This window comes from Roseibium sp. R5, from assembly GCF_055755305.1.
The window spans coordinates 977163-990297 of sequence record NZ_CM146910.1 but is presented as its reverse complement, the minus strand read 5'-3'; the positions used below and the strand labels follow the sequence as shown (position 1 = coordinate 990297).

The 13135-nt window shown below is 59.1% G+C and carries 11 protein-coding genes; all 11 read left to right on the top strand.

Annotated features, from left to right (window positions below):
• The first annotated feature begins 39 nt into the window (after window positions 1-39).
• Window positions 40-1524, top strand: coding sequence for an ABC transporter substrate-binding protein (locus AC0J4F_RS04480; RefSeq protein ID WP_473025544.1), 1485 nt, complete (start codon window positions 40-42; stop codon window positions 1522-1524).
• 235 nt (window positions 1525-1759) lie between these two features.
• Window positions 1760-2707, top strand: coding sequence for an ABC transporter permease (locus tag AC0J4F_RS04475; protein WP_473025543.1), 948 nt, complete (start codon window positions 1760-1762; stop codon window positions 2705-2707).
• Entirely contained in the window at window positions 2707-3537 is an 831-nt protein-coding gene (locus AC0J4F_RS04470; RefSeq protein WP_473025542.1) for an ABC transporter permease, read from the top strand. The genes AC0J4F_RS04475 and AC0J4F_RS04470 overlap by 1 nt, the downstream gene beginning before the upstream one ends.
• Window positions 3534-5129 carry an ABC transporter ATP-binding protein gene (locus tag AC0J4F_RS04465; protein ID WP_473025540.1) on the top strand — a complete coding sequence of 532 codons (1596 nt, stop codon included), beginning with the start codon at window positions 3534-3536 and terminating at the stop codon, window positions 5127-5129. Before AC0J4F_RS04470 ends, AC0J4F_RS04465 begins: the two co-directional genes overlap by 4 nt.
• A 9-nt stretch (window positions 5130-5138) precedes the next feature.
• Window positions 5139-6593 (top strand): aldehyde dehydrogenase family protein, encoded by a 1455-nt coding sequence (locus AC0J4F_RS04460; RefSeq protein ID WP_473025539.1) that lies wholly within the window; start codon window positions 5139-5141, stop codon window positions 6591-6593.
• 37 nt (window positions 6594-6630) lie between these two features.
• On the top strand, window positions 6631-7371 hold the full coding sequence (locus tag AC0J4F_RS04455) for an SDR family oxidoreductase (protein ID WP_473025538.1): 741 nt from the start codon (window positions 6631-6633) through the stop codon (window positions 7369-7371).
• A 245-nt stretch (window positions 7372-7616) separates the two neighbouring features.
• On the top strand, window positions 7617-9938 hold the full coding sequence (locus AC0J4F_RS04450; protein WP_473025537.1) for a bifunctional salicylyl-CoA 5-hydroxylase/oxidoreductase: 2322 nt from the start codon (window positions 7617-7619) through the stop codon (window positions 9936-9938).
• A complete protein-coding gene (locus AC0J4F_RS04445) occupies window positions 9935-10678 on the top strand; it encodes an SDR family NAD(P)-dependent oxidoreductase (RefSeq protein ID WP_473025536.1) in 744 nt (247 codons plus the stop codon). The genes AC0J4F_RS04450 and AC0J4F_RS04445 overlap by 4 nt, the downstream gene beginning before the upstream one ends.
• Entirely contained in the window at window positions 10678-11169 is a 492-nt protein-coding gene (locus AC0J4F_RS04440) for a MarR family winged helix-turn-helix transcriptional regulator (protein ID WP_473025535.1), read from the top strand. Before AC0J4F_RS04445 ends, AC0J4F_RS04440 begins: the two co-directional genes overlap by 1 nt.
• A complete protein-coding gene (locus AC0J4F_RS04435) occupies window positions 11166-11966 on the top strand; it encodes an enoyl-CoA hydratase family protein (protein WP_473025534.1) in 801 nt (266 codons plus the stop codon). Before AC0J4F_RS04440 ends, AC0J4F_RS04435 begins: the two co-directional genes overlap by 4 nt.
• On the top strand, window positions 11966-13135 hold the full coding sequence (locus AC0J4F_RS04430; RefSeq protein ID WP_473025532.1) for an acyl-CoA dehydrogenase family protein: 1170 nt from the start codon (window positions 11966-11968) through the stop codon (window positions 13133-13135). Before AC0J4F_RS04435 ends, AC0J4F_RS04430 begins: the two co-directional genes overlap by 1 nt.

Sequence of the window (13135 nt, the reverse complement as noted above, 5' to 3'; positions counted from 1 at the left end):
TAAAGCCGCACTAAGCGGGACAGCAAAAGGGGAGTAGCTATGCGTTTGGGAAAAGTCGGAACAGGCCTGATCAGTGCCTTGGCATTGTCTGCCAGCATGGGGTTGGCCCATGCAAAAAGCGATATCACGGTGGCCATGCAGCTGGAACCACCGCACCTCGACCCAACCAGTGCGGCTGCCGGCGCTATTGATTCGGTCCTTTATTCAAATGTCTTTGAAGGACTGACCCGGTTCGGACCGGACGGATCCATTTTGCGCGGCCTCGCCGAGAGCTGGGAGATTTCCGAAGACGGCAAGACCTACACTTTCAAACTGCAGTCCGGCGTCAAGTTCCACGATGGCACCGAGATGACGGCCGAAGACGTGAAATTCAGTCTGGACCGTGCGCGATCGGATGACAGCCAGAATGCGCAAAAAGCGCTGTTCACCGGCATTGAATCCGTTGAAGTTGTCGACCCGCAGACCGTGGCGGTCACGCTCTCAGCGCCAAATGGCAGTCTGTTGTTCAACTTGGCTTGGGGCGATGCGGTGATCGTTGCGCCGGAGTCGATTGAAAACATCAAAACCAACCCGATCGGCACGGGCGCATTCAGGTTCTCTAATTGGGTTCAGGGTGACCGGATCGATCTTGAGAAGAACGCTGATTATTGGGGCACGCCCGCCAAACTGGACAATGTGACCTTCAAGTTCATTTCCGATCCGACCGCAGCTTTCGCCGCTGTGATGGCGGAAGACGTCAATGCGTTTGTTGGTTTTCCTGCACCTGAAAACCTTCCGCAATTCGAGGCTGATCCGCGGTTTCAGGTGTTGGTTGGATCGACCGAAGGCGAGACGATCCTGTCAACCAACAACAAGCTGCCGCCGCTTGACAACGTTAAGGTACGCGAGGCGATCGCGCATGCCATCGACCGTCAGGCAATTATTGATGGCGCCATGTTCGGCTATGGCACGCCAATCGGCACACACTTTGCCCCGCACAATCCGGACTATGTCGATCTGACCGCCAACAGCGCCTACGACCCGGAACTCTCCAAAAAGCTGCTGGCGGAAGCGGGCTACCCGGATGGATTTACGACGACCCTGAAACTGCCGCCGCCCTCCTATGCCCGCCGGGGAGGGGAAATCATTGCCGCGCAGCTGCGCGCTGTCGGCATTGAAACCGAGATCTCTAATCTGGAATGGGCGCAGTGGCTGGAACAAGTGTTCCGTGGCAAGGACTATGGTCTGACAATCGTCAGTCACGTGGAACCGATGGATATCGGCATCTATGCTCGCCCGGATTATTACTTCCAGTACGACAATCCCGAGTTCCAGAAGCTCTTTGAAAACCTCACCGCCGAAAACGATCCGGAAAAGCGGTCCGAGCTTTTGAAACAGGCTCAGGAAATGCTCTCTAAGGACTATGTGAACGGCTATCTGTTCCAGCTGGCCTTCCCGACGGTGGCAAATGCGAAGATCCGGGGCCTTTGGGTCAACCAGCCAACCCCTGCGGCAGATATGACGGCTGTCTATTGGGAGGAGTGATCCCGACGCGACCTTAACTCCTCAAGCGTTTCAACCCACCGGAACGCGGGGTTAAGCATCACCTTGAGGGGGCTTGGCACCGTGAAACCCGTGCCACGCTTCCTCAAGGTGAGCCTTCAGTCTCTTGGTTTTGCGAAGAGATTGAAATCAGATGACATAGCGCCGGCTCGGCGTTCCAAGCCGAAGTTAACGCTATGGCAAGGGCGGCTTTTGCCGGTTGCCGAACAGAAAGTCCATGCTCCACTATTTTCTAAAACGTCTGTTGTCTTTGAGCTTGAGCCTGGTCGCTGCGTCGATCGTGATTTTTCTGGCGCTCGAAGTCGTGCCGGGCGATCCGGCAGCTTACATGCTCGGCCTCAATGCGCAGGAAGACACGCTCCAGGCGCTCCGCGAAGAACTGGGACTGACGGGCTCCATCTTTCAACGGTACCTGTCCTGGGCCGGCGGGCTGTTGGTTGGAGACTTTGGTGTTTCCTATACCTACCGGACGCCCGTGTCCGAGATGATCGGTGACCGGCTGTGGGTATCTCTGCCGCTGGCGATTTACGCCCTCACGCTCAGCACACTGATCGCCTTCCCAGCGGGTATCTGGGCGGCTTCCCGCAGAGGCTCGGCCGCCGATGCGTCTGTTATGGGTGTGACCCAGCTTGGCGTCGCAATTCCGAACTTCTGGTTTGCAATGCTGATGGTGCTTGTGTTCGCCATTAATTTGCGCTGGTTTTCCGCGGGCGGATTTCCGGGCTGGGATGCCGGGTTTTTCGCAGGCATGAAGGCCTTGACCCTTCCAGCGATCGCGCTGGCGTTGCCGCAAGCCAGCATCCTGACGCGCGTGATGCGGTCCAGTTTACTGGACACGCTGAATGAAGACTTCATCCGGACAGCACGGGCAAAAGGTTTGACCAAGGGGCAGGCGCTCTGGCGGCATGCCGTGCGCAACGCCTTGATCCCAGTGCTCACCATTCTCGGTTTGCAATTCTCATTCTTGCTGGCCGGGGCGATCATTATTGAAAATGTCTTCTTTTTACCCGGTCTCGGCCGTCTGGTGTTCCAGTCGATCAGCGCCCGCGATCTCATTGTCGTTGAAAGCGTGGTGATGCTTCTGGTGTTCGCGGTAATCGTCGTCAATTTCGCGGTCGACATGGCCTATGCCTGGGTTGATCCGCGCCTGCGGAGGCGCCGCTGATGAGCGTCCTGTTTCACAGCCGTACCCTGTTGCCGGGCCTGTTTCTGTCACTTGTGTTCGTTGCGGCGGCGCTGATCAGCCTTGTCTGGGTGCCGTATGATACGACCGTTTTGAACATCGCCAACCGGATGAAGCTGCCAAGTTGGGAGCATTGGCTGGGCACGGATCAGTTTGGCCGGGACATTTTGAGCATGATCATGGTCGGTGCCCGCACGTCCATTGCCGTCGCGCTGGTCGCGGTCGGCATCGGCATGTCTATCGGCGTGCCTCTTGGTCTGGCCGCCGCCGCGCGCAAAGGCGGCTGGTTGGATGAGGTAATCATGCGCGCAAACGATCTGGTGTTTGCTTTCCCGAGCCTTTTGATCGCGGTGATGATCACCGCGGTTTTCGGGGCATCCGCGCTCAACGCCATCATTGCGATCGGTATCTTCAACATTCCGGTCTTTGCCCGGTTGACGCGTGGCGCGGCACTGTCCTTGTGGAACCGGGACTACATTCTGGCGGCCCGTGTTGCAGGCAAAGGGCCGGCCCGGATATCGCTGGAACACATCCTGCCGAACGTTGCCAATTTGCTGATCGTGCAAGGCACGATCCAGTTTTCCCTCGGCATTCTGGCCGAAGCGGGCTTGAGTTATGTTGGTCTCGGCGCTCAGCCGCCAACGGCGAGCTGGGGGCGGATGCTCGCCGACAGCCAGACGATGATCTCACTGGCCCCGCATCTGGCATTGTTTCCTGGCCTGGCGATCCTTTTGACCGTGCTCGGTCTCAACCTGATGGGCGATGGCCTTCGGGATCTTCTCGATCCGAAACTGCGAAGGGCGCGCGTATGAGCCTTCTGGACATCCAAAACCTCTCCTTGTCCATCCACGGGATCCCGGTTCTCATAGATGTTTCAATGCGGGTTGCACCGGGCCGGATCCTGGGCGTGATTGGGGAAAGCGGCTCGGGCAAGTCCATGTCGGCTTTCAGCGTCATGCAACTCTTGCCAAATGGAACCTCCTGCTCCGGCAAGATCTCGCTCGCCGGACAAGATGTCCTGGCACTCAGCGAGCCGGACCTCTGCCGCATTCGCGGGCGGGATGTCGGTATGGTGTTTCAGGAGCCCATGACCGCGCTCAACCCGCTGCAAACCATCGGGGCGCAGGTGGCTGAGACCATTCTGGTGCACGAAAACGTTTCAAAATCCGAGGCGATGGTCCGGGCCGCCGAAGCGCTGCGCCGGGCAGAACTCCCCCAGGATAAGTTTCCTTTGAGCCGCTATCCGCATGAACTCTCTGGAGGCCAAAGGCAGCGCGTGGTGATCGCGATGGCGATTGCCCTGCGGCCAAAGCTCTTGATCGCGGATGAGCCGACGACTGCGCTGGACGTCACCACCCAAGCTCAAATTCTGGAGCTTTTGAAAAAGCTGGTGTCGGAAGACAGCATGGGTCTGATGCTGATCAGCCATGATTTGGCGGTCGTTGCAGACCTTGCCGATGATCTGGTGATCATGAAGAACGGTGAAGTGGTTGAAGCAGGGCCTGCAGACATGGTCTTCCGCACCATGCAGCACCCCTATTCCAAGGCTTTGCTTGCCGCCTCAAGTCATGTGCCGGACCGGGAGGGGCTCGTACAGGAGAAACCACTTCTGAAGGTTCAGAATGTTGTTCGGGACTACGTCACACACACACACGGCTGGTGGGGCAAGACCGTCCACTTCCGAGCGGTGAACACTGTCAGCTTTGAAATCAAGAAGGGCGAAAGCCTTGGCCTTGTGGGTGAATCTGGCTGCGGAAAATCCACGTTGACCCGGGCCATTTTGGGTCTTGAAGAAGTTCAGAGCGGCGAGATCCTGTTCGATGGTCAACCGGTCTTTACCCATCACCACGCCAACCTTGCGGTCCGCCGCAGGATGCAGGTGGTGTTTCAGGATCCATACGGCAGCTTCAATCCACGCTGGAAGGTTGAACGTCTGATCACCGAGCCATTTCATTTGTTGGACAACCCGCCGAAGGGCGCGGAGCGGGACCGGGCAATTGCCGAGGCGCTGGAGAGCGTCGGCCTGACCGTTGAGGACCGGCACAAATACATCCACGAGTTCAGTGGTGGCCAGCGGCAGCGGATCGCAATTGCCCGGGCGCTCATCATCAAGCCGGATCTGATTATTCTGGATGAAGCGGTGTCCGCGCTCGATGTCTCCGTCCGCGCGCAGGTTCTGGATTTGCTGGCGGATTTGAGTGACCGGCTCGATCTCACCTATCTGTTTATTAGCCATGACCTGTCCGTTGTTCGCTCGATCACTGACCGGGTGCTGGTCATGAAATCCGGCGAAATCGTTGAGGAAGGCCCGACCGGGGCCGTCTTTGATGCGCCCAAACACGATTACACAAAACAATTGGTCGCCGCCGCGCCGGTTTTGCCGGCCGATATCACCGCGGCCTGAGGAGGAACAATGCGCAACGAGTTGGATCTCTGGTTCGATCCGGCCAAGTGCCTGATCAATGGTGAGTGGACCGCACCTTCAGGCGGCGGCACGCTGCCGCTTTTCAACCCATCGACAGGGGAAGAGATCGGGGCAATTGCCCGGGGCACATCGGAGGACATTGACGCCGCCGTTGCAGCCGCCGAAGCGGCCCGGCACGGCGTTTGGGGCAAGACATCGGCGGTCGAGCGCGGACGAATCCTCTTCAAACTGCGCGAACTGGTCTTGGAAAAGGTCGAAGATCTTGCCCGGATCGAGGCGATTGATGTCGGCAAACCGCTGAAACAGGCCCGCGCTGACGCCATCGCCCTTGCCCGGTATCTGGAATTCTATGGTGGCGCCGCAGACAAGCTCCACGGCGAGACCATTCCCTATCTCGACGGCTACACGGTTTACACCCTGCGCGAACCGCACGGCGTCACCGGTCACATCGTTCCGTGGAACTATCCGATGCAGATCATCGGCCGGTCGATTGGAGCTGCGCTGGCAACCGGCAACGCCTGTGTTTTGAAGCCTGCGGAAGATGCCTGCCTGACCGCCCTTGCCTTCGCCGATCTTGCCAAGGCAGCGGGTTTGCCGGACGGGGTGTTGAACGTCGTGCCGGGGCTTGGGTCGGAGGCGGGCGCTGCGCTTTCGTCTCATCCGGGCATTCATCATGTCAGCTTTACCGGTTCCGTTGCGACCGGCGTGCACATTCAAACGGCAGCTGCCAAAAACGTCATTCCGGTCACCCTGGAGCTTGGCGGAAAATCACCGCAGCTTGTGTTTGATGATGCCGACCTCGACGCGGCCCTGCCGTTCCTGGTGAATGCCGGGATTCAGAACGCGGGTCAGACCTGTTCGGCCTCCTCCCGCATTCTGGTTCAGCGCGGGCTTTATGACCAGGCGGTCGAGCGCATGGCCGGACGGTACGGCGCACTCAAGGTGGGACCGGCGCTCTCCGATCTGGATGTCGGGCCACTTATCTCGAAAAAGCAGCAGGGCATTGTTTCAACCTTCATCGACCGCGGCGCAGATCTGGAAAAGGCCGCTGAAGCCGTTTTGCAGGATGCGCCAGAGGGCGGCAGCTATGTGACCCCGACGCTCTTTGCCGGGGTCAAGCCGGATCATGTTCTGGCCCGCGACGAGATTTTTGGCCCCGTTCAGGTGATCATTCCTTTCGATGATGAGGACGAAGCCGTCGCGATTGCCAACGGCACGGACTATGGCCTTGTTGCTAGCATTTGGAGCCGGGACGGCGCCCGCCAGATGCGGCTTGCCAAAAAAATCCGCACCGGCCAGGTGTTCATCAACAACTATGGCGCGGGCGGTGGCGTGGAATTGCCCTTTGGTGGCATGGGCAAGTCCGGTCACGGCCGGGAAAAGGGCTTTGAAGCCCTATACGGCTTCACCACGCTGAAAACAGTTGCCGCCTATCACGGCTGATCCTCAAAACGATAAATGATTTAAGGGAGTTGGACCCATGAGATTGCAGGGCAAAACAGCGATTATCACCGGCGGCGCGTCCGGTTTTGGCGCAGGCATCGTGCGCAAGTTCGCAGCGGAAGGCGCCAAAGTTCTGATTGCGGATCTCAATCTCGAATTGGCGGAAGAAGTCGCCGCAGAAGTGGGCGGCTTCGCCACAAAAGCCGATGTTGCCAGCAATGCCAGTGTGGCTGAACTAGCCGAAATTGCTGCTACCAAACTCGGCGGTGTCGACATTCTGGTCAACAATGCCGGGATCACCCATCTGCCGAAGCCGATGCAGGACGTTACCGAGGACGAATTCGACCGCGTGATGGCGGTCAACTGCAAGTCCGTTTACCTGATGGCGAAGCACTTCGTTCCCGGAATGATCGAACGTGGCTCCGGCGCGATCCTGAATGTCGCCTCCACGGCCGGTCTCAGCCCGCGCCCGAACCTCAATTGGTACAACGCTTCCAAGGGGTGGATGATCACCGCAACCAAGACGATGGCGGTCGAACTGGCACCGAAGGGTGTCCGCGTCAATGCGCTCTGCCCGGTCGCCGGTGAAACCCCGCTCCTGAAAAGTTTTATGGGCGAGGACACGCCGGAAATGCGGGCAAAATTCCTCTCCACCATCCCGATCGGCCGCTTCTCGACACCCGAAGATCTCGGCAACGCGGCCTGCTATCTCTGCTCGGACGAAGCCTCGATGATCACCGGTGTTGCCATGGAAGTTGATGGTGGGCGGTGTATTTGAGGAGACGGGCTTGTTCTGATTTTCACCTTGGTGTCATCCCGGACGCAGCGGGGCGGCGATCCGGGATCCACTCGAGCGCAGAGCATTTTTCGTTAGTCTCCCAAACCCATCGCAATTCCTTCACTCAACGCATGCTGCGCTGCAAGATATTTTAAATATAAAATTTCATACTTGAAATATCTGAAAATCGAGCGCAGGATCAGACCCAGACGTTTTGGCTAAGATCAGATCCGGGGAGAATGAACGTGCGCATCGTGTGTCTTGGAGGCGGGCCGGCCGGTCTTTACTTCGCCATTTCGATGAAGCTGCGGGACAGCTCTCACGAGATCACCGTGATTGAGCGCAATAAGGCGGACGACACCTTCGGCTGGGGCGTGGTTCTGTCCGACGAAACCCTGGACAATCTGGCTGCCAACGATCCGGCCAGCGCGGAAACAATCCGCGCGAATTTCGCCTATTGGGATGACATCGCGCTGTTGGTGGGTCAAGAAAAACAGCTGTCCAGCGGCCACGGCTTCTGCGGCATCGGCCGCAAGAAACTCTTGCTCTTGCTTCAGGAGCGCGCCCGCGAACTCGGCGTTGAATTGAAGTTTGAAACCGAAGTCGGCAGCGCCGAAGACTACCGCAAGGATTACGATCTTGTGGTTGCCGCCGATGGCCTAAATTCCAGGACCCGCACGCTTTACGGCGATACATTCAAGCCGGACATCGATGTGCGCAAATGCCACTTCGTCTGGCTCGGCACCCATCAGACCTTCTCCGACGCCTTCACCTTTATTTTTGAAAAAACCGAACACGGCTGGGTTTGGGCGCACGCCTATCAGTTCGACGATGATACGGCGACGTTCATTGTCGAGTGTATGCCGGAAACCTTTGAGGCGTTCGGGTTTGGCGAGATGAGCCAGCAGGAAAGCATCAAGACCTGCGAGGCGATTTTCAAGGATCACTTGGGCGGTCACAGCCTGATGACAAACGCCAACCACATTCGCGGATCCGCCTGGATCCAGTTCCCGCGGGTGCTGTGCGAGAAATGGTCTCACGAGAACGTTGTCCTGATGGGCGATGCGGCCGCGACAGCGCATTTTTCCATCGGTTCCGGGTCAAAGCTGGCTTTGGAATCCGCCATTTCGCTGGCGGACCTGCTGCACAGCGAGCCGGATCTGGCCCACGCCTTTGCGATTTATGAGGATCAGCGCCGCCTGGAAGTCTTGCGCCTGCAGTCTGCCGCGCGCAACTCGCTGGAGTGGTTCGAAAATGTCGAGCGCTACCTCCATCTTGATCCGGTCCAGCTGAACTATTCGCTGCTCACCCGGTCGCAGCGGATCAGCCATGAAAACCTGCGCGAGCGGGATCCGAAATGGCTCGCAAGCGCTGAAAGCTGGTTCATGGGCGAGGCCCGGAAAGATGCCGGCCTGCCAGTTGCAGACAATGAAAACACGCCGCCGCGCGCGCCGATGTTTGCGCCATTCAAACTGCGTGAGATGGAGCTGAAAAGCCGGATCGTCGTCTCGCCGATGGCGCAGTACAAGGCCGTGGATGGCTGTCCGACCGATTGGCACCTGACCCATTATGGGGAGCGAGCGAAAGGCGGTGCCGGACTCGTCTATGTCGAGATGACCTGTGTGAGCCCGGAAGGCCGCATCACTCCGGGCTGCCCGGGGCTCTATGCACCGGAGCACGAGACCGCCTGGCGGCGCCTCACCGACTTTGTGCACGGAAACACGGACGCAAAGATCGCCTGCCAGATCGGTCATTCCGGCCGCAAGGGCTCGACCAACCTCGGCTGGGAAGGCATGGATTTACCGCTTGAAGACGGCAACTGGGATTTGGTTTCGGCTTCCGCAATTCCCTGGTCGTCGCGCAATGCGACCCCGCGCGAAATCACGCGCGCGGAAATGGACCAGATCCGCGATCAGTTTGTGGCTTCGGCTGAGATGGCGGACCGCGCCGGTTTCGATATGATCGAGTTGCACGCAGCCCACGGCTATTTGTTGTCGTCCTTCATTTCGCCGGTCTCGAATGTGCGGACGGACGAGTATGGCGGCAGCCTTGAAAACCGGATGCGCTATCCGATGGAAGTTCTGAAAGCCATGCGGGCCGTCTGGCCGGACGAAAAGCCTTTGTCGGTTCGCATTTCCGCCAATGACTGGGTTGGCGAAGACGGCGTCACGCCGGATGAGGCGATCGAGATTGCACGCATGTTCGCTAGCGCGGGTGCGGATCTGATCGATGTGTCGGCTGGTCAGACGACGGTTGATGCCAAGCCGGTCTATGGCCGTATGTTCCAGACACCATTCTCCGACCGAATCCGGAATGAGGCGGGCCTGATCACCATGGCCGTTGGCAATATTTTCGAGGCCGATCACGCAAATTCGATACTGATGGCAGGCCGCGCGGATCTGGTGGCCGTCGGCCGCCCGCATCTGACCGATCCCTACTGGACGCTGCATGAAGGGGCGAAGATCGGCGATCGTGCGGCACCCGACTGGCCGCTGCCGTATCTCGCGGGCCGCGATCAATTGTGGCGGCTTGCAGACAAGAACGCCGAGACGGTGGGCAAGGTATGACGCTTGCCGGCAAACATGTGATCGTGACGGGCGGCGGGTCCGGGGCAGGCGCGGAAATCGCGCATGCCTTTGAGACGGCTGGCGCCAAAGTCACCATCATGGGCCGGAATGCGGAAAAGCTCGCCGCGCAGAAACTGCCGTACCAGGTGTGTGATGTCTCAGACCCGGCCGCGATCAAACTGGCCTTCGGGGCTGCCCGTGAGCAGCAAGGCCCGATTTCGGTGGTTGTTGCCAATGCGGGTGCAACGGAAAGCGCGCCGTTTTCCAAGATGTCGCCCGAAGCCTTCAACGCCAATTTGTCGGTCAATCTGACCGGCGTTGCATTCTCCTTCCAGTCTGCGCTGGACGATATGAAGGATGCTGGCTGGGGCCGAATGATCGCGATTGCCTCAACGGCTGGCCTTAAGGGCTACCCTTATGTGTCCGGCTATTGCGCCGCCAAACACGGCGTTGTCGGTCTGACCCGGTCGCTGTCTGTCGAGTTGGCGCGTATCGGGATCACGGTCAACGCGATCTGCCCCGGCTTTCTCGAAACGCCCATGCTGGAGCGTTCCATTCAAAACATCAGCGAAAAGACCGGCATGGACCGGGAGGCGGCGGCTGGAACGCTGCGCAAGATCAATCCGCAGAACCGCTTCGTCCAGCCACGGGAAGTTGCCGAAACCGCGCTTTGGCTGTGCTCCGACGGCGCGGCCAGCGTTAACGGACATGCTCTCAGTCTTTCGGGAGGCGAGATCTGATGGTTGCGCACGATACGTCCCTTGAGCCGATCTCCAAATCCCGGCTGCGTCTCTGGCTTCGCTTGCTGAAGGCCACATCTGGAATTGAAACCGAACTTCGCCGGCGTTTGCGCGATGAATGTGACACCACGCTGCCGCGTTTTGATGTCCTTTCGGCCCTGTCGCGCTATCCAGATGGGCTGAAGATGAGCGAGATTTCTGCCTTTTTGAAAGTCTCCAACGGTAATGTCACCGGCATCGTTGAGCGCCTGGTCGAAGACGGTCATGCGATCCGCATGGCGGTTCCGGGAGACAAACGCGCCAACCGGGTCAAGCTGACGTCCGAAGGGCACGCGGTTTTCGCAGATCTGGCCGCCAAGCACGAGGGCTGGATCGATGAGCTGATGGGCGGTCTCGACCGCAGTGCCATCGCCGCTTGCAACGAGATTTTTGAACAATTTGGATCTTCCGGCAAACCGGAGACAGCACTGAAAAAGGCAGGCCGCTCATGACCGACGCCCCGAAACACTTCAATCTGTCCGTCGACGGCGGCATCGCGCGTGTCTCGCTCAACCGGCCGGAGCGGAAAAACCCGCTGACCTTTGATAGCTATGCCGAGCTGCGCGATTGGTTCCGGGATCTGGTCTATCGCGACGACATTCATGCCGTGGTGTTTCTGCCGAATGGCGGCAATTTCTCTTCCGGCGGTGATGTCCATGACATCATCGGCCCGCTCACCAAGATGTCGATGAAAGAGCTGCTGGCCTTCACCCGGATGACGGGGGATCTGGTCAAGGCGATCGTCAATTGCGGCAAGCCGGTTGTTGCCGCTATCGATGGGGTGTGTGTTGGCGCCGGGGCGATTATCGCCATGGCTTCCGACCTGCGCTTTGCCACGCCAGAAGCAAAAACGGCTTTCCTGTTCACCCGTGTAGGCCTTGCAGGCTGTGATATGGGCGCCTGCGCGATCTTGCCCCGGATCATCGGCCAGGGCCGGGCGGCGGAGCTGCTCTACACAGGCCGCTCCATGAGCGCTGAGGAAGGCGAAAGCTGGGGATTTTTCAATCGTCTTGTCTCTGCAGATGCGTTGGAAGGTGAAGCCGTTGCCTTTGCCGAGCGGATCGTTGCCGGGCCGAATTTTGCGCACATGATGACCAAGACCATGCTCGCGCAGGAATGGTCCATGTCCATCGAGCAGGCCATTGAAGCCGAAGCCCAGGCGCAGGCGATCTGCATGCAGACCGGGGATTTCGAGCGGGCCTACAACGCCTTTGTCAACAAGGAAAAACCGGTGTTCGAGGGCAACTGATGGCAGACAAGAGTTTCCTCTCCTGGCCGTTCTTCGAAGACCGGCATCGCAAACTGGCCGAAGACCTCGAGGCCTTTGCAAAAGGGCTTCACGTCGATCATGCTGACACCGATCAGGCGTGCCGGTCGCTGGTCAAGGCGATGGGCTCTGCCGGGTGGCTTCAGCCGACAGCGTCCGAAGACGGCGCACCGTTGGATGTCCGCACCCTGTGCCTTTCCCGAGAAATTCTTGCGCGTCATGATGGGTTGGCCGATTTTGCCCTCGCCATGCAAGGTCTTGGCACTGGGGCCCTGTCGCTTTTTGGAACGGCAGAGCAAAAAGCTGCCTGGCTGCCGAAAACCCGGTCCGGCGAGGCGATCTCCGCATTCGCGCTCACCGAGCCGCAATCCGGTTCCGATGTCGCCAACTCGACTATGACAGCGACGGATGACGGCGACAGTTACGTTCTGAATGGCGAAAAGACGTGGATCTCCAACGGTGGCATTGCCGACGTCTATACGCTATTCGCCCGCACGGGCGAGGCGCCGGGCGCCAAGGGACTGTCGGCCTTTGTCGTTACACCGGATCTTCCAGGATTTGAAGTTGCCGAACGTCTGGACACGATTGCCCCGCATCCGCTGGCAACACTGCGCTTCACCGATTGCCGGGTCAAGAAATCCGACCGTATCGGAAATCCCGGCGACGGTTTCAAGATCGCGATGTCTGTGCTCGACATCTTCCGCTCCACCGTCGCTGCCGCTGCACTGGGCTTTGCCCGCCGGGCGCTGGACGAAGCGCTGGAGCGGGTGAGCACACGCCAGATCCAGGGCGCACCGCTCGCCGATCTTCAAATGGTGCAAGGACATATCGCCGATATGGCGCTGGACGTGGATGCAGCTGCATTGCTGATCTACCGCGCCGCCTGGGCCAAGGACAGCGGTGCGCCGCGCGTCACCCGGGAAGCGGCGATGGCCAAGCTTTTCGCGACTGAGCAAGCGCAGCAAGTGATCGACAAGGCCGTTCAGCTGCATGGCGGTGACGGCGTGCGCTCCGGCGAAACCGTCGAGAAGCTCTATCGCGAAATCCGGGCCTTGCGCATTTATGAGGGCGCAACGGACGTCCAAAAAATCGTCATTGCACGCCAGACACTTGGCGCTTTTGCCGCCGACAGCGCCAGTCAGGGAGGATAG

What these genes read in the sequence shown, in the direction of transcription:
- AC0J4F_RS04480 (WP_473025544.1), top strand. Translation starts at nt 40, where the DNA reads ATGCGTTTGGGAAAAGTCGGAACAGGCCTGATCAGTGCCTTGGCATTG.
- AC0J4F_RS04475 (WP_473025543.1), top strand. Translation starts at nt 1,760, where the DNA reads ATGCTCCACTATTTTCTAAAACGTCTGTTGTCTTTGAGCTTGAGCCTG.
- AC0J4F_RS04470 (WP_473025542.1), top strand. Translation starts at nt 2,707, where the DNA reads ATGAGCGTCCTGTTTCACAGCCGTACCCTGTTGCCGGGCCTGTTTCTG.
- AC0J4F_RS04465 (WP_473025540.1), top strand. Translation starts at nt 3,534, where the DNA reads ATGAGCCTTCTGGACATCCAAAACCTCTCCTTGTCCATCCACGGGATC.
- AC0J4F_RS04460 (WP_473025539.1), top strand. Translation starts at nt 5,139, where the DNA reads ATGCGCAACGAGTTGGATCTCTGGTTCGATCCGGCCAAGTGCCTGATC.
- AC0J4F_RS04455 (WP_473025538.1), top strand. Translation starts at nt 6,631, where the DNA reads ATGAGATTGCAGGGCAAAACAGCGATTATCACCGGCGGCGCGTCCGGT.
- AC0J4F_RS04445 (WP_473025536.1), top strand. Translation starts at nt 9,935, where the DNA reads ATGACGCTTGCCGGCAAACATGTGATCGTGACGGGCGGCGGGTCCGGG.
- AC0J4F_RS04440 (WP_473025535.1), top strand. Translation starts at nt 10,678, where the DNA reads ATGGTTGCGCACGATACGTCCCTTGAGCCGATCTCCAAATCCCGGCTG.
- AC0J4F_RS04435 (WP_473025534.1), top strand. Translation starts at nt 11,166, where the DNA reads ATGACCGACGCCCCGAAACACTTCAATCTGTCCGTCGACGGCGGCATC.
- AC0J4F_RS04430 (WP_473025532.1), top strand. Translation starts at nt 11,966, where the DNA reads ATGGCAGACAAGAGTTTCCTCTCCTGGCCGTTCTTCGAAGACCGGCAT.